The organism is Escherichia sp. WS1450, from assembly GCF_046487395.1.
GTDB classification, from domain to species: Bacteria; Pseudomonadota; Gammaproteobacteria; order Enterobacterales; family Enterobacteriaceae; genus Escherichia; species Escherichia coli.
The window spans coordinates 1-13240 of sequence record NZ_JBJQJO010000043.1 but is presented as its reverse complement, the minus strand read 5'-3'; the positions used below and the strand labels follow the sequence as shown (position 1 = coordinate 13240).

Annotated in this window: 23 protein-coding genes, 2 tRNA genes and 2 pseudogenes; 4 read left to right on the top strand and 23 right to left on the bottom strand. The window is 47.5% G+C overall.

Annotated elements, in window-relative coordinates; translation table 11 throughout:
- The 3 genes from ACJHYR_RS25715 to ACJHYR_RS25705 all read right to left on the bottom strand — a co-directional run.
- On the bottom strand, positions 1-804 hold an 804-nt coding region (locus tag ACJHYR_RS25715), incomplete at its 3' end, for a phage terminase large subunit family protein (RefSeq protein WP_410233171.1).
- Positions 776-1324 (bottom strand): terminase small subunit, encoded by a 549-nt coding sequence (locus ACJHYR_RS25710; RefSeq protein ID WP_059328174.1) that lies wholly within the window; start codon positions 1322-1324, stop codon positions 776-778. The genes ACJHYR_RS25710 and ACJHYR_RS25715, both read right to left, overlap by 29 nt.
- A 582-nt stretch (positions 1325-1906) precedes the next feature.
- A complete protein-coding gene (locus ACJHYR_RS25705) occupies positions 1907-2029 on the bottom strand; it encodes a hypothetical protein (RefSeq protein WP_255401887.1) in 123 nt (40 codons plus the stop codon).
- On the opposite strand from ACJHYR_RS25705, the gene ACJHYR_RS25700 reads away from it, so the two are divergent.
- Entirely contained in the window at positions 2028-2174 is a 147-nt protein-coding gene (locus tag ACJHYR_RS25700; RefSeq protein WP_223715944.1) for a hypothetical protein, read from the top strand. The two genes, ACJHYR_RS25705 and ACJHYR_RS25700, sit on opposite strands and share 2 nt — an antisense overlap.
- 122 nt (positions 2175-2296) lie before the next feature.
- Here ACJHYR_RS25700 and ACJHYR_RS25695 read toward each other — a convergent pair whose 3' ends face one another.
- The 6 genes and pseudogenes from ACJHYR_RS25695 to ACJHYR_RS25670 all read right to left on the bottom strand — a co-directional run bounded on the left by ACJHYR_RS25695 (position 2297) and on the right by ACJHYR_RS25670 (position 5137).
- Positions 2297-2623 carry a TonB family protein gene (locus ACJHYR_RS25695; protein WP_029400675.1) on the bottom strand — a complete coding sequence of 109 codons (327 nt, stop codon included), beginning with the start codon at positions 2621-2623 and terminating at the stop codon, positions 2297-2299.
- A 431-nt stretch (positions 2624-3054) separates the two neighbouring features.
- On the bottom strand, positions 3055-3504 hold the full coding sequence (locus tag ACJHYR_RS25690) for a hypothetical protein (RefSeq protein ID WP_059328172.1): 450 nt from the start codon (positions 3502-3504) through the stop codon (positions 3055-3057).
- 67 nt (positions 3505-3571) lie between these two features.
- Positions 3572-3673, bottom strand: a pseudogene (locus tag ACJHYR_RS25685) (HNH endonuclease); the annotation flags it as partial.
- 173 nt (positions 3674-3846) lie between these two features.
- Positions 3847-4116, bottom strand: a complete 270-nt coding sequence (locus tag ACJHYR_RS25680) for a hypothetical protein (RefSeq protein ID WP_032304101.1) — start codon at positions 4114-4116, stop codon at positions 3847-3849.
- A 23-nt stretch (positions 4117-4139) separates the two neighbouring features.
- Positions 4140-4607 carry a lysis protein gene (locus ACJHYR_RS25675; RefSeq protein ID WP_059328171.1) on the bottom strand — a complete coding sequence of 156 codons (468 nt, stop codon included), beginning with the start codon at positions 4605-4607 and terminating at the stop codon, positions 4140-4142.
- Positions 4604-5137, bottom strand: a complete 534-nt coding sequence (locus ACJHYR_RS25670) for a lysozyme (RefSeq protein ID WP_059328170.1) — start codon at positions 5135-5137, stop codon at positions 4604-4606. Before ACJHYR_RS25670 ends, ACJHYR_RS25675 begins: the two co-directional genes overlap by 4 nt.
- Before the next feature lie 165 nt (positions 5138-5302).
- On the opposite strand from ACJHYR_RS25670, the pseudogene ACJHYR_RS25665 reads away from it, so the two are divergent.
- Positions 5303-5572: pseudogene (locus ACJHYR_RS25665) on the top strand (hypothetical protein); the annotation flags it as partial.
- Positions 5573-5794: 222 nt separating this feature from the next.
- Here the strand turns inward: ACJHYR_RS25665 and ACJHYR_RS25660 are convergent.
- From ACJHYR_RS25660 to ACJHYR_RS25625, 8 genes are all read right to left on the bottom strand, one after another.
- Positions 5795-6067 (bottom strand): hypothetical protein, encoded by a 273-nt coding sequence (locus ACJHYR_RS25660; RefSeq protein ID WP_029400649.1) that lies wholly within the window; start codon positions 6065-6067, stop codon positions 5795-5797.
- Between the two features lie 415 nt (positions 6068-6482).
- Positions 6483-6559: transfer RNA gene (locus ACJHYR_RS25655), tRNA-Arg, on the bottom strand.
- A gap of 1 nt (position 6560) precedes the next feature.
- A tRNA-Ile gene (locus ACJHYR_RS25650) sits at positions 6561-6636 on the bottom strand.
- 122 nt (positions 6637-6758) lie between these two features.
- On the bottom strand, positions 6759-7472 hold the full coding sequence (locus ACJHYR_RS25645) for a hypothetical protein (RefSeq protein WP_029400660.1): 714 nt from the start codon (positions 7470-7472) through the stop codon (positions 6759-6761).
- A 250-nt stretch (positions 7473-7722) separates the two neighbouring features.
- A complete protein-coding gene (locus tag ACJHYR_RS25640; RefSeq protein WP_032353515.1) occupies positions 7723-8391 on the bottom strand; it encodes a bacteriophage antitermination protein Q in 669 nt (222 codons plus the stop codon).
- Positions 8388-8753 carry a RusA family crossover junction endodeoxyribonuclease gene (locus ACJHYR_RS25635; RefSeq protein ID WP_032353514.1) on the bottom strand — a complete coding sequence of 122 codons (366 nt, stop codon included), beginning with the start codon at positions 8751-8753 and terminating at the stop codon, positions 8388-8390. The genes ACJHYR_RS25640 and ACJHYR_RS25635 overlap by 4 nt, the downstream gene beginning before the upstream one ends.
- Positions 8754-9806, bottom strand: a complete 1053-nt coding sequence (locus ACJHYR_RS25630) for a DUF968 domain-containing protein (RefSeq protein WP_072837491.1) — start codon at positions 9804-9806, stop codon at positions 8754-8756. It abuts the gene before it with no gap.
- A gap of 1 nt (position 9807) precedes the next feature.
- Positions 9808-10086, bottom strand: a complete 279-nt coding sequence (locus ACJHYR_RS25625) for a hypothetical protein (protein WP_032303752.1) — start codon at positions 10084-10086, stop codon at positions 9808-9810.
- A gap of 135 nt (positions 10087-10221) precedes the next feature.
- Here ACJHYR_RS25625 and ACJHYR_RS25620 point away from each other — a divergent pair, with 135 nt between their 5' ends.
- Together ACJHYR_RS25620 and ACJHYR_RS25615 are read left to right on the top strand one after the other, a co-directional pair.
- The gene (locus ACJHYR_RS25620) at positions 10222-10479 is read left to right on the top strand and encodes a type II toxin-antitoxin system ParD family antitoxin (RefSeq protein WP_029400504.1); all 258 of its coding nucleotides are present in this window, start codon (positions 10222-10224) and stop codon (positions 10477-10479) included.
- A gap of 5 nt (positions 10480-10484) precedes the next feature.
- Positions 10485-10784, top strand: a complete 300-nt coding sequence (locus tag ACJHYR_RS25615; RefSeq protein WP_029400502.1) for a type II toxin-antitoxin system RelE/ParE family toxin — start codon at positions 10485-10487, stop codon at positions 10782-10784.
- A gap of 204 nt (positions 10785-10988) precedes the next feature.
- On the opposite strand, the gene ACJHYR_RS25610 is transcribed toward ACJHYR_RS25615, so the two are convergent.
- From ACJHYR_RS25610 to ACJHYR_RS25585, 6 genes are all read right to left on the bottom strand, one after another.
- Positions 10989-11504 carry a hypothetical protein gene (locus ACJHYR_RS25610; RefSeq protein WP_029400500.1) on the bottom strand — a complete coding sequence of 172 codons (516 nt, stop codon included), beginning with the start codon at positions 11502-11504 and terminating at the stop codon, positions 10989-10991.
- Complete coding sequence (locus tag ACJHYR_RS25605; RefSeq protein ID WP_032303751.1) at positions 11501-11677, bottom strand: hypothetical protein; 177 nt, start codon at positions 11675-11677, stop codon at positions 11501-11503. The genes ACJHYR_RS25610 and ACJHYR_RS25605 overlap by 4 nt, the downstream gene beginning before the upstream one ends.
- The gene (locus ACJHYR_RS25600) at positions 11655-11852 is read right to left on the bottom strand and encodes a hypothetical protein (protein ID WP_029400499.1); all 198 of its coding nucleotides are present in this window, start codon (positions 11850-11852) and stop codon (positions 11655-11657) included. Before ACJHYR_RS25600 ends, ACJHYR_RS25605 begins: the two co-directional genes overlap by 23 nt.
- Before the next feature lie 93 nt (positions 11853-11945).
- The gene (locus ACJHYR_RS25595; RefSeq protein WP_001296187.1) at positions 11946-12302 is read right to left on the bottom strand and encodes a hypothetical protein; all 357 of its coding nucleotides are present in this window, start codon (positions 12300-12302) and stop codon (positions 11946-11948) included.
- Positions 12303-12355: 53 nt separating this feature from the next.
- Positions 12356-12778: a DUF977 family protein gene (locus ACJHYR_RS25590; RefSeq protein ID WP_029400497.1), complete on the bottom strand. Its 423-nt coding sequence runs from the start codon at positions 12776-12778 to the stop codon at positions 12356-12358.
- 29 nt (positions 12779-12807) lie between these two features.
- On the bottom strand, positions 12808-13240 hold a 433-nt coding region (locus ACJHYR_RS25585), incomplete at its 5' end, for a replication protein P (protein ID WP_410233170.1).

Sequence of the window (13240 nt, the reverse complement as noted above, 5' to 3'; positions counted from 1 at the left end):
TTCGGGGCTGTCCTTCTCCCATTTAAGGCCAAAAGGCGTGGATTCATCGCCAAATTTCAGATACTGCTCCTCCCCACAGTGCGGGCAGGGCACATAAAAACGCATGAAATGCGCCGACTCGTTAGCGGCTTTTTCGATCTGGCAGGAGCCTTTGATTTTAGGCGTCGAGCCGCGAATGGATTTTGGCCATACAGAGCCCTCAATACGTTTATCCCCCAGCAGGGTTGGCGAGCCCTCTTTTTCAACATCCGGTTCGAACGAGGAAAGCTCGTCATAACAGACCACGTCCACGGATTTTTCACGGTAGTTTTTTGCTGCCGCACCACCCAGACACCAGAACCCCACACCGGAGGAAAAACGCTTCAGGGTGAGCGTATTATCGCGGTGTTTTCTTCCGAACCATGGAGCCAGCTCCAGCAATGCAGGAACATCCCTTATCGTTGGCTCAACATGAGATTTCATAAAATCTTCAGCAGCTGAGTCCGTGGGCTGAAAAAGCAGACTGTTGCGGGATTTATGCTCAATAAAATAAGCCTCCACTCCCAACAGCATTTTTGTATAACCAACACGGGCAGATTTAATCAGATTAACAGTGCGGATCAGGTCATTACCCATACTGTTCATTATGGCAACCTGAAACGGCAATGTTTCCCACCGCCCTGGTGTGTAAGACGACTCTTTCGGCAGGTAATAATGTTGATCTGCCCACTGAACTGTCGTCAGGGGTACAGGAATTTTTAGCGCAAGGAGACCAGTCGTTATCGCTCCTGTAGAGTTAGCCGCCCTCAGCTCGTCTGAAATCATCAATCCACCTGCACACATTCTCACCTGATTCAGAAGCCACATCGGATGCTTTCGCGATTTCAGTTTTCACAGCATCAAGATGTGCTGGTGATATATCAGGGTATTTACGCTGCAGTGTCTGCGGAACACGAACAAGGATCCCGGATATATTCTGCGCAACTCGCTGAAAAATGTAGGTAAATAATTCCGTTTCAAGAACCAGCCCTTCCTCACGAGCATTTTTCAGTTCCTGCGCATCTGCCTGTGCTTTTGTGAGACGGTAGCGTTCGTAATCAATCGTACCGGGCTGCAGATCCGACTCAGCAGCCACGCGCATATCGTCGACTTCCTTACGAAGTTTTTCATTTTCAATGTCGGCCTCACGCTGAGCGAACCACTCAATCGCTTTTCCCGTATCAAAAATCGCTTCATTCCCTTTCCCGCCGCCTGATATCAGCGGCAGCCCCTGATTTTGCCAGGTGGATATAGTCCGCACATCAACATCAAAAATCTCAGCCAGCTTTTTCTTGTTAACCCTCACACCAGCATCCCCTCCAGCAAGAAAATGACCCGTTTTTTTAAGAAAGGATCTTAAAACTGCCTTTTCAGGCGAAACGAAGCCTTATCAGATCCTTTCTCAGAACAAATAAAATTCAATATACACAATGACTTACAAGAAAGAAGAACGGATCTGAATTTCCCGTAAAAATTTCATAAGGAGTTGTTTTGCGCGAGGTCGACGCCCCGTAACGGGCCGGATTGCCGGAAAGGACCCGAAAAAAAACGAGAATAATTATCACTTACAGCAAGAATCGAATCTGATCTATTCTGATGCTTGCTATTATGTGCCGGCACAAGTGCGTCGTTTACCGTCATTTCACACAGAGGCATCATCAAATGAAAATCAGAAATATTCTCGCTATCTCCCTTGCAACATCATCCTTCAGTTGCCTGGCATTTAAACCCTCGCCCAATGTGCTACCAGGACCAACGAATCAACTAACTGCGGTAGAAAGTAAAATTATCGGACATTTTTATGCCCCACACAGTGCATTACCCGGAACAACCATCACAGGGACATGTGACGCCTCCCCCATTCCGGGATGCACCTGTCCGTTTTGTACTATGCTGCGTAGCCAAAACCGATAACATCCGCATTTACCTGGTATTCCATGATGAGTTCACGCAGCGACTGATAGAGGAAGGAAAGATGGTTAGCAAAAGCAAAGGCGCATTGCCGCCGCATGCTGCAGGCATTGCAACAGACGAGAGCAGATATTTTTGACCAGTTGGAAAACTGCCAGCATACTTTGCCCGAGCATATCGCCATCTCATCGGAAACCAGTGCAACTCTTATTCATCGGGTTACACCAGAGAAAAAGAAGAAATGAACAGTGAGGCGTTGTGTGGCATACAACGCCTTCTTCCATCATTTCTCGTCAGCCATGACAAAAATATAACCGCTGGCTCTTTCATTTTTCTCCTGCTTCCAGCCCCTCTCTACCTGGAAGCATCAGGGACGTGATGGCGTAAAGATAAATTGTCTCTTCACTCCCTGACGGGGACTATTCTTTTCAAATCTCCATTTCGCCATGGCCTTCACCACTTCATCACGAAACAAATTATGAGGCTCTGAGCGGAGAAAAACGATCCGTGTCACAGTCCCGTCAGCACCAATATCGAACTTAACCTCAACCAGCCCCTTGATATAATTTGCTGCAGCATATTCCGGATATCGTGGATACACCGTCACTAATTGCCGGGGCTCATCAGCTTTTTGCTGCGAGCATCCCACTGCCAGGGCAGATAACAGAAAAAGTAGTGAAAGGCGTCTTTTCATTTTTATTCCTACGGGTCTTATTCTGACAATATATCCTGTGTTCCAGACTGCCACATCACCACATCCTGTGCCATTATCTGACTCACATTACATACATCGCATCAGGATACAGTAGTAGCACTTTCTGTAATACAGCTTCCGGTTTCTTCCACCATCGCACCGGACAGGCGACTATGAGGGATAAACCCGCGAATCATTAACGCGGTAAAAACCCGGTGTACATCGTTTTTGATTATTCCCGCACACTCGCGCAGAAGGAGTTCCCCGTCGGGCTACGGTTTCTGTTCATACGGGAATACGGCGACTATATAGCGAATGATGTGTCAGGCTTGAATACCTTTATCCGTTAAAAGGGATATCAATTAAGTTATCCCGTACAGGGTATAAGCCATTATCAAAGCCACTCTGTAGCGAATGGCTTTTGTAATGGACTATTTAATTAGTGATGCTGCGTATTCGATTAGATATAACTTAGGTGCCAGCCAGATTTTTAACCATGTCATATTGGTTACTGCACAAATAATAAAAATCCCCCACATAGTCAAAACTCCAACCAATGGCACGATAAGAAGATTAATATCACCTTTGCTATCCCAAACCATTGTCGGCCTGTATTTGGGATTTCCCTTCTCCCATGAATATCCTTCATCACCGATTTTACCTGTCTCAACTCTTTGGCACTGCTTCTTCATAAACCAGAAAACCAGAGGGATTGTTGAAATGGCTATTAATGTTTTAATCAGGCTATCAACCATATTCCATACCAGCAACTGATGAACAACATCCGGAATCTGAGCCTGACTGAATGCAATGGCGGAATCAATTCCATCGCTGGCCTTCTTCAATAAATCAACAAGAATTTTATTTGCTTCTTCTTGCATGTTTATATCCTGTAAGTTGTAAACCGGTTCGAACAAATAAGTTACCAAGAGAGACAAAGATACCGAGCAACCACGGTCGCACACGATGTTTATCGCAGTAACCAGAACTGTCTGTGATTGTACCTGCGCATCCACGCTTACGGCAGGCACGTGGGATTCGTGATGGCATAAATACCTCACACCCTGTTCAGTTGAATGACGGGCTGATTCTCGATATGTTCTGCTGTCAGTCTGAAAGTCACAGTGACTGTTGGTGGCTCGCCTCCGCGTGACTCTGTCCTGGCGGAAAGCTGCCCCTCCAGTAACTCACCATTAACTGCAATCCCATACCCTGCGAAATGTTTACCGCGATAAAGTTTTGCCAGTTGGTAATTCATTTGCCGCATCCTCCAGCGACAACTCAATTCGCCCATGAAGCAATGTGGCCGATACAATCCCGGCATTACACTCAACGATTATATCTTCATCCGTGGCATCCACTTCATATATTCGTGAATAACATTCCGTGCATTTACCACTGAATGTACCTTCAGCCAGAACACGACCACGCTGTAAAATCCGGAACGGGATTCTTCCATTAAAGAGCTTTGCGGTTACCAGTAATTTCTTCATACATTCTCCTGATAACAAAAAGGCTACTTAATGCACTGAGTGCGGATATACTCCTGTGCCCCTTCCAGTTGCTTCTGCATCGTCATCAACCGTTCTCTGAGGGTGAAATAATCCCGTTCAGCGGTGTCTGCCAGTCGGGGGCTGGTTGCATTATCCACGCTGGTGGGTCCGGTGGCTTCACGCACGGCTTCGGAGCAACTGGCATTGACCCGCAGGCGCTTACGGCCAGCGGCAACATCAGCGCGCAGAGTTTCATTTTCAGCTTTCGCATTGGCTAATTCTCTCGAGTACTTTGCATCGAGCGCAGCAACATCACGCTGACGCTGCTGCATGTCAGTAATGGTGGCGGTCGCCTGCTTCAGTTCACTGACTTTTTTATCACGCTGTTCTTTGTAGGCTATGGCGTTATCACGGTAATGATTGACCGCCAACGACAGGCAGACGATGATGCAGATAACCAGAGCATAAATAATCGCGGCGACTCTGCTCACTGATCTATCCCCCAACAGGCTAATGCGCTTTCCTGGTCACGACGAATAACCTGTCCATAGCAGTTATTTGAACGTATGCGGCAATCGCGCCCACCATCCTTTATCCACCAGCGAATCGCCTCGCAGGCGCCTTTTCGATCACCGGCATTAAGCCGCTTATAAAACGTCGACGGGAAACACTTACCGGGGCCAATGTTATAGGGACAGAATGACGCAATACCCGCTTTCTGTGCTTCGGTCAGTGGAACTTTAATATTGCGCTCCACCCATGCCAGCGCCTTATCACGCTCAATGGCATTAACCTGAGCGCATTTTTCCTTCGACAGCTTCATTCCGGGAAAAACGTGTTTTCCATCCACCACCGTGGCACCGCGGCAGATGGTCCATATGCCAGAACCATCGCGGTATGCCGTTGTGTGGTTACCCTCTTTTTCGTCCAGAAACTGATCAAGTATCTGAGGAGCAGATGCGCCAGCACCAATCAGCGCCAGAACGGCAGCCGACAGGCCGTATCTGATTTTTGCGTTCATGTATATTTATCAGGATCTAAAGGTTTATAGCCCTGGATATATCAGGTATATAATCCAGTACCAGCATGTCTCATAAACATACCCGTTCAGGAAAACCAAACGACAACAGATGAGGCTTCAGAAATGAACAGTAAAGAAAATTTGCGCAGTAGATTTTTGCAACTAATGACAGAAAAAGTTAAATCAGCGCTACTTCCACTTATGGTGGATAATAACGAAGCAACGAGCAGCATCCTTGCAGACCCTTACGGTAAACTCTCGCATAAAACGCTGGATATTATTATGAGTGCATTAACACCCCATATGCTTCAACACCTGAAACAAGATATTAACGCATGGGTGAATGAAGAATTGAGCCCCCCCTGTTCATGGGACAGACATTATGCATGGCAGCAAAAAATGAGGATTTTCAATTCATTATCACTAAAGTTCAGAGAACCGAAACAGCGTCCCTTCCCTCTGGAATCAGACAAAAAACAACCTGATCCCACAGGCCCGTAATATTTTGAATACCGTGATTATTGATATCACAATGAAAGCTATTCCGCACAGTTATGCCCTGCTCCCCACGGGGCATGTCTCATGAAACGTTCCGGGCGTTTCATGTTCCCGGATTTTGTTAAAAGGTATATTATCCCCTCACTCCCGGGATATTCGTCATATTTCTTTTGGTGCCTTTTTCGCAATCTCAGCCACAGCATGTGCCGTAGCCGGAACATTACCGGCATTAGTTCGTTCCAGAATTTCGAGCAATATGCGGGTTCGTTTTTCCTGCTCCCGTTTGTTAAGGCGATAAGTAAGAACACCAAGAATGATACTGAACGCCACGCCGATAATAAATCCCCAATCCTGCAGTGACAGGCTGGCAAAGAACGCAACAAGTCCTGCGCTGCCGTATGCAGCGTTACTGTATCGTTCGTCCATTCTCATAGTCCCTCACCTCCGCCATCCGACATTACGGACGGCAGCAAGTCAGAATCTCGTTATAAAAAAGCCGCACGAAGAGGCTGTTTGTTCAGGTATTTTATCCAGTGCGCCGTAAAACCCCGACCTTCAGGGTGTGGAGGATGTCAACATCAATAACTGACATTCTGCCCAAAGCTCCCGAAGATTCCCTTTGCACAATTTCACTGACCGGATCTCAGCACAAGCCACAGGGAATGGTCAGTGTGACGCTCTCTGTGGCCCCTCCTGAAAAGCCCTGTGGTTTAATCGCGACGGACCTGGCGCGGATATGAAGCAGGCCGTGAGCACGAGCCTGGAAATTTAGTGCCGACTACCGGAATTGAAGTGGTGGCCTGATGGTTACAACTAAACTGTTCTGCCGACTGAGGTAAGTCGGCGCTGGACCGCCACCGGGGACTCGAACCCCGCACAGTCAGCTTAGAAGGCTGATGCTCTCTCCTGATGAGCTAGTGGCGGTTGGTGGCCCTTGCTGGATTTGAACCAGCGACCTGGCGATTATGAGTCGCTCGCTCTCACCACTGAGCTAAAGGGCCGTATGCGGAATAATACTTATGCCAGTTTTGCTCTGCAATACCCTTCCCTGATTAAATCCTGCATATTGGCCTACACATGGTAAAAGAATTTGAGCGGTCAACAGAAAATTACTCAGGCAATATTAACGCACTCTGACTACATTAATTTCGAAGTCATCAATCTGCCCGCTATTAAGTATAACGAATGTAGAACTCCCATTACTGTACGATTTCGACAACACCAGCCTGTCATCATAGCGTGCAAGAACATAATACCAGACACTATCATAGTGGAGCATCTGATATTCCTTCTTAAACTGGGGTTTGTACCAACCGGCAATAAGTGAAAATCCCCAGAAATAGATCATGAATCCGACCATCATACACTCAATCCAGTGATGACGAATAAAAGACATTTCCGAAAAACATTTGACTGAAATAAGTCTTCTTCCTGACCTGACAAAAACCGTAATTATTAAGGCAGCAATAACGCATAAAACCAATGCATCTAGCGCAACGCGTCGATGAATTACTGAAAACTCCAGAGCAGGCGGAACAAAAAGCAACAATATCGCCAGAAAAAGTCTGATAAAACTCAGATCCTGCACATTATTTTTTTGTTTGATCCCCAGGAAGAAAACAACACCGACTCCCCACCCAATCAGGAATATAACAATGACTGTAACGGCATAAAAAAGGCTTCTGGCCACATCATCGACACCAGCCCCAACCACCCACCATGGGAAACCATAATAAAAGGATGTACCCCAGCCATAAAAGTAAGCGCTTCCCCACCCAAGACATCCCATATAAGCAACAAAAAGTGAAGAGTACCTGAGCAGAGTACTGTCATCCATAGCAACACCATTAACAACTCAAAAACATAACAATATATTGCATAACAAATGGAGCTCCATGTAGTCAAGAAGCTTCATAGCAGGAAAAACTCATAGCACAATAGCCATCACATTTAATGTTCTGTGTCTTTTTCAGGTATAAAAAAACCCACTCGGCGGCGGGTTTTGCTTGATTTGCCATTACGTACAAAATCGGCAGAATATCAAATTCACACGAAATATATGCCTTTTAATCTACTTTTGCAATACTTTACTGTGAAAATGCCGCCTTTTGTTTTGAACGTGTTCTCGTCACAAACAATAAAGCCTCACTATCCAGCCGGTGAAAAATGTGTTTCATTGCAATCCAGTGACCAGTAAATGTTTTGGACCAGTTTTTGGCTGTCACTCCCGCCAGTAATGCCAGATCCTGGTATTCGTAACCTTCCTTACCAAAAATTTCTGCTTTTACTGCCTGCGCCGCCAGCCAGATTAATTTTTTCAGGCGTTCCCGTGTTTTCTCTGCAATTTTCCTGTTGCCACAATGGGCCTTAAACTCTTCCCATGCCCAGTGGGTTATAGTGACCTGATACTCCCAGCAAATACTCCCGCTGTAACACCACAACAACCAGGCTTTCTGATGTTCTTCAATAGACAGAACCGCCCGCCGCCATGATGATGTCGAAAACTCAACCGGGCTGACCAGGGCAATTGATGAGCCTTTCGCCAGCGATTGTTTTCCCGGGATTGGTGGATTATCCCGCGTTATCATTTTTCCAGTCACTTCATCGCGGTACCGGATTTTTTTACGCCTGTAACGCCCTGTATCGAACATGGCATTCTCCTGCCAGGCTTCAAGCTGACCTTTTGTTGCCCCACTCAAATCAGCGGTGGCGATAATGAGCTGCTCACGCACAAACTGTAAATACTGGTTATTCATGCGCACTCCAGTTCTGTGATTTTTATCCCCAGCCGCCCACCAGGAACGGGCTGACCGCGCACAATATTAATTTCATCAAACTGCTCGTCGTCTATGAATAGTCCGGCATGCGTCAGTGCATCCAGTGGTGCCTTCAGGATATTGTCCAGGTCGCGGCGGCGCTTATCCGGTGGCTCTGCAATAATTTTTATTGCCAGCCTTCCGGACAGGTTTAATTTCAACCGCTGTTGGCGAACAATTAACGCCACATCCCGGCGATAACGTTCACCGACTTTTGATACAAAATATGTGCTGCCACGACGTCGCCAGTAAGTATTCACCGTTGGCGGGTAAGGCAAAACAAATTCTATGTGTTCAGTCATTTATGCATTCCACTTCAGGACGCCCGAATTTTTCGCGTGCATTAAAAAACAAATCAACAACAACAGCTGGCTGCCGTGTTTTTCTTCAAATTCTTTTACCCCGGCATGCAGTTCGTTGTGGCATTTACGACACAGCGGAATAACAAATAAATCGTCAGCCTTTGTTCCCATCCCTCCCAGTCCATGACCAATGATGTGATGCGGATCATCTGCCTGATTGCCACACGTCATGCATTTCTGCGTTTTTACCCAGCGCGTGTATACGGGCATCTCTTCCCGTTGTGGTTTCTGGCGCCGGAGATACTGAGCCGGAGAATCGGGATCAACGGTAAGGGTGACCACCTTATTTTCCTGTGGTCGGTTCTGTTGCTGGTGGGTCGGCAGCACAAGATTTTTTGTGCGCTGTTTCAGTATGCTGGTGGCGGTCTTTTCTCCTGGTATGATGTCGCTTTCGCGGTATACAGAGCGTATTTTTTCCGCAGGTAATCCCATCGAACGACTCAATACTGTCTCGGGTAGTGCATCCGTCACCTGATTGCACACCGCCCACCAGCATAATTCAGCCAGCGATAATTCCCGCTCCTGCGTGCCGTTCATTGCATGGCGTATGACGTCAATCATCCATTCTGCCTGGTTTTGTTGAGCAAGTTGCTCAAGTGATTCGGATGTCTGGTCACGCAGCTGGTTGTCGCAGTGCCAGCACAACACCATCGCTCCGGTACCGTAACGATGTATGACGGTTTCACTGTGATGATAGTCACCATGAGGCCACTGGCAGGATTTGACATGACGCAACAGCCAGTCAGACAGTGCACCAGCGCCGCCGGCAGCACGAATCACACGCTCATTGCTGAAAAATGGGAGTAATGATTTATCTTCCGCCAACGGCTGGCGAACGGCAGGAACGACTCCGGACGGCAGACCGCGCATGCTTTTCGGTTCAGGCTCCACCAGCACACGCCCCTGCATAAACAAAGGCATCGCATCAGGACCGGGTCTGAAAAGTACAATCCCCAGACGGTGAGCAATTTCAGGTGTCACTAATACCCTCACGTTACCTCCAGATCCGTTGCTGGTACGTGCGGGATGGACGCGGTGGGCGTTCGGAATAAGGGAGCCTGACGGAGATGATCCAGTACAGGCGGTCAAGACTTAGGTCTTTCTGAAACTCGTAACCACGTCTGCGGTAGTTCTGAATTAGCCACTCTGCCTGTTCTTCAGTACATGGATCATGCCGGAACCAGTCAGATTTGAATGCGTGTGAATGCCGCCCGTGCCTGCTGGCAAAGACGGCGAGATTATCAGAATTGTGTAATCTGGTATCGTGCGCCATCCGTTGTCTCTGCTGGCGCAGCAGGTGCCAGTTGTTCAGGCTGGCTGGAGGCAATATTGTCTCTGATTTCTGTTGTCGTCAACAGGCAGCGTGCTATCATCGAATGGTGTTCTATCCTACTCCGTGAGGTTTACCATGCGTACAACCCAACAATTCAGTATTACATTAACTAACGAGATGGCTGACATGGTGCGCTCCCGTGTGGCTTCCGGTGCCTATGCTTCAGAAAGCGAGGTCATTCGTGAAGGGCTTCGCGCACTGAATGAGCGCGATAAAGCAATCGAAGCGTGGTTAACGCATTCAGTCGCCCCCTCTCTTGATTCTATCCGCGAAAACCCAAACAACGGACGCTCCATTTCACAGGTTCGCGCCGCGATTAGATCCGGGAAGTAGTCTGCATGACATTTGAAGTCATCATTACCCCCGAGGCCGAACAGCAGATAATAAACCTGCACAGATATATAACGGAGAAAGCAGGAGGCGTCATTGCTGACAATTATGCCAATGCGCTTCTTGATTATCTTGATGGGTTTTCTGCATTTCCGCATCGGGGCAATAAACGCGATGATATTCGCCAGGGGATGCGGGTAACTCATTTCCGCCACAGAACGATTATTGCTTTTGCCGTTGATGACAATAAAGTCTTTATCGCAGGTGTTTATCATGGCGGACAAAGTTATGAAACCGATTTCTTATAAACTTGTCCCCACAGAATTCCGGTGTTAGAATAAAATGTCCGCCCACTCTCTTGCTGGCGGATTCGTAAGCCATATAAATCAAAGCTCCCGACTCATGTTTGTGTCGGGAGCTTTTTTCAACGATTTATCCCCAACCGCAAATAGAATACATCACCAGCGCCTCCGCCATTGCAATTCCTGCCGTTGTGAATGCTTCAGGCCAGGTCATCGTAAAATATCCTCCGCGCTTATCAGTCCATTTCGTTTCAGGTAATCCATCGCCTTCTCCGGTAATTTGCAGTCCGGCTGAGCTTTTTTCAGTTGACTGACCAGTCGTTTAACCCACATTGTTAATTCGCCAACCTGATTACTGGATGCCAGTGGATTGTCGGCTTTACTCAGAATGACAGCACAGCAGGCCTCTTTGAGCACCCAATCAACAGCATCTTTCCATGCTCCTGTTTCGACTGGTGGATTCTCACGCTTTACCTGTTCATAAAAGCGCACGGCTTTAACCAGTCCTTCTGATGTCACCGGGACTGACGGGGCAGTGAATAAGGCCTGAATCTCATAGCTCGGCCTGTCGTTGCAATCCTCTTTTGTCGGTACATATTTCCAGTCACCAACCCACATCTTCTCCTGAAAGTCCGTAACGCCTTTTTTCACGTAGCGATATCGCCATGCAACTGGTTTTGCCTGCCCTGCCGTTTCATGCCCTTCCTGATAATTAATCTCGCTCATTCATCGCCCCACTCATCACAATATGCTTCGACCGGAGTTTTTCCTGCTTCGTAGTCATCACGCCAGGCTTCAGCATCAGCAGCACTTCCACCACGTAACTCTGCATAATCCATTAACAGTTCATGCCATTCTTCAAAACTGACGTTGTATTTAGTTGAACCAAAACCAGCCATTTTGTTCTTCCTCTTCGTCTTTTATTTCGTGATATGAGTAATTGCAGTAGTTAAAGAAAATTTCTTTTGCTTCGTCATGAATTTCATCAGGTGTTGCGTCATCGTCCACTTCGAATACATCCTCAAAATCTCCACCAGCTATTCCAGTTTCAATAATTATTTTGAACTTTCGCATTTCACTACCGCCCTTTCGGGTGGCCTCCTGCTGTTCTGAAGGTGCAGAAATCCCTCCGGTTAAGGATTAAATTTTTAACAGTGCTAAATTTAATTATTCAGTTCTGGATTTTGTCACCCTGCGTATCCGCGCTTTCGCGTTACGCTCAATCTGAATTAGCTTTTCTATATTTTTTCGCCTTTCCCGTTCCTCCTGGCGCAAGAGCCTTACATCATCTGCCAGTCTGGTTTCTCTTTTCGCCACAGAGAGCATCCAGTCAAATGGCTCCACAACTGCACCGCAGATTTTACAGCGGACCTGACGCTCTTTTTCGTCAACCCGGACAGAGGCGTGATGACAATATGGTCTTTCCGATGGCTCATAAAGAAAATTAACCTGATTACGTGGGTCATCCTCTTTTACCGGAAATAAAACAATATTACTTAACTCATCTTCTGGTTTTATTTCCATGCTCCTCTCCTTTGATGCGAATGCCAGCGATAATTGAAGCCTGATAGCTAATTTTACTCACAGCCCCCCTGATAATTTCCCTGATAAAACGCCAGCACGCGCTGCATAACTTCGCTCTTCCTGCACTCGCAACAGATTATGTTCTGACGCCTGTCGTAGCGGCGTATTTCTCCGTCTGGTAATGACCAGATAAGGTCAGGATCAACCACAACCGGTTTTTTCACCTTTTCCCTTGATAGTTTTTTGCGGGCGTTTTGCCAGTCTTTACGCGCCTGCTCAGACGGGAATAATCCGTAGCCTGAATTGTATACATCACCACTGGCAACCAGCTCTCTGGCAAGAACGCTCAGCAGATATCTTGTCGCACCTGTTTTCGCTTCCAGTTGTCGTAACGTCTCGCGCCCGCTCTGTCGCACGAGTTCGACAACCTGCCTCTTAATTTTTTCCCGCTCTTCCTGTGTAAATACTTTTTTCACAAGTCCTCCTGAAAAATCTCCTTCACAATTCATACAAAACCAGCCGCTTTCCGGCGTTCATATTCCTGTTTCAGCAACTCAATTGGCGTTGGTCCCGACGGGCGTTTGGGGGCCGCCAGTTGTCGCCGGACTGGCGGAACGCTGAGGCCCATACCAACATGCTTTGACCATTTCGTCAGTTGCCGTTCTGCAAACCGTTTTAACTCCCCTTCGGTCATCTGGCGTTCAATCCCCTTTGAACGCATCTCGAGGCATATGTGATACAGCACAGGCTGAGACCACGGGTATTTATCGCTTCCGTCGTATCGCCAGGACTCATTGCGCCAGCGTCGGTACTCCTCCATCACAGCACCCACCGTCAGACCGAATGGATTGGCCCCGCTTTCCGGAATCAGTGCCACAAACTCAGCCAGGTCAGGAGGCCATGTTTCACCCGCCCGGCAGCGGTCCATGCACTGGCGG

What these genes read in the sequence shown, in the direction of transcription:
- ACJHYR_RS25700 (WP_223715944.1), top strand. Translation starts at nt 2,028, where the DNA reads ATGCTGCAGGCATTGCAACAGACGAGAGCAGATATTTTTGACCAGTTG.
- ACJHYR_RS25705 (WP_255401887.1), bottom strand. Translation starts at nt 2,029, where the DNA reads ATGCGGCGGCAATGCGCCTTTGCTTTTGCTAACCATCTTTCCTTCCTC.
- ACJHYR_RS25695 (WP_029400675.1), bottom strand. Translation starts at nt 2,623, where the DNA reads ATGAAAAGACGCCTTTCACTACTTTTTCTGTTATCTGCCCTGGCAGTG.
- ACJHYR_RS25690 (WP_059328172.1), bottom strand. Translation starts at nt 3,504, where the DNA reads ATGCAAGAAGAAGCAAATAAAATTCTTGTTGATTTATTGAAGAAGGCC.
- ACJHYR_RS25680 (WP_032304101.1), bottom strand. Translation starts at nt 4,116, where the DNA reads ATGAAGAAATTACTGGTAACCGCAAAGCTCTTTAATGGAAGAATCCCG.
- ACJHYR_RS25670 (WP_059328170.1), bottom strand. Translation starts at nt 5,137, where the DNA reads ATGAACGCAAAAATCAGATACGGCCTGTCGGCTGCCGTTCTGGCGCTG.
- ACJHYR_RS25660 (WP_029400649.1), bottom strand. Translation starts at nt 6,067, where the DNA reads ATGAGAATGGACGAACGATACAGTAACGCTGCATACGGCAGCGCAGGA.
- ACJHYR_RS25645 (WP_029400660.1), bottom strand. Translation starts at nt 7,472, where the DNA reads ATGGATGACAGTACTCTGCTCAGGTACTCTTCACTTTTTGTTGCTTAT.
- ACJHYR_RS25640 (WP_032353515.1), bottom strand. Translation starts at nt 8,391, where the DNA reads ATGAATAACCAGTATTTACAGTTTGTGCGTGAGCAGCTCATTATCGCC.
- ACJHYR_RS25635 (WP_032353514.1), bottom strand. Translation starts at nt 8,753, where the DNA reads ATGACTGAACACATAGAATTTGTTTTGCCTTACCCGCCAACGGTGAAT.
- ACJHYR_RS25625 (WP_032303752.1), bottom strand. Translation starts at nt 10,086, where the DNA reads ATGGCGCACGATACCAGATTACACAATTCTGATAATCTCGCCGTCTTT.
- ACJHYR_RS25620 (WP_029400504.1), top strand. Translation starts at nt 10,222, where the DNA reads ATGCGTACAACCCAACAATTCAGTATTACATTAACTAACGAGATGGCT.
- ACJHYR_RS25615 (WP_029400502.1), top strand. Translation starts at nt 10,485, where the DNA reads ATGACATTTGAAGTCATCATTACCCCCGAGGCCGAACAGCAGATAATA.
- ACJHYR_RS25610 (WP_029400500.1), bottom strand. Translation starts at nt 11,504, where the DNA reads ATGAGCGAGATTAATTATCAGGAAGGGCATGAAACGGCAGGGCAGGCA.
- ACJHYR_RS25605 (WP_032303751.1), bottom strand. Translation starts at nt 11,677, where the DNA reads ATGGCTGGTTTTGGTTCAACTAAATACAACGTCAGTTTTGAAGAATGG.
- ACJHYR_RS25600 (WP_029400499.1), bottom strand. Translation starts at nt 11,852, where the DNA reads ATGCGAAAGTTCAAAATAATTATTGAAACTGGAATAGCTGGTGGAGAT.
- ACJHYR_RS25595 (WP_001296187.1), bottom strand. Translation starts at nt 12,302, where the DNA reads ATGGAAATAAAACCAGAAGATGAGTTAAGTAATATTGTTTTATTTCCG.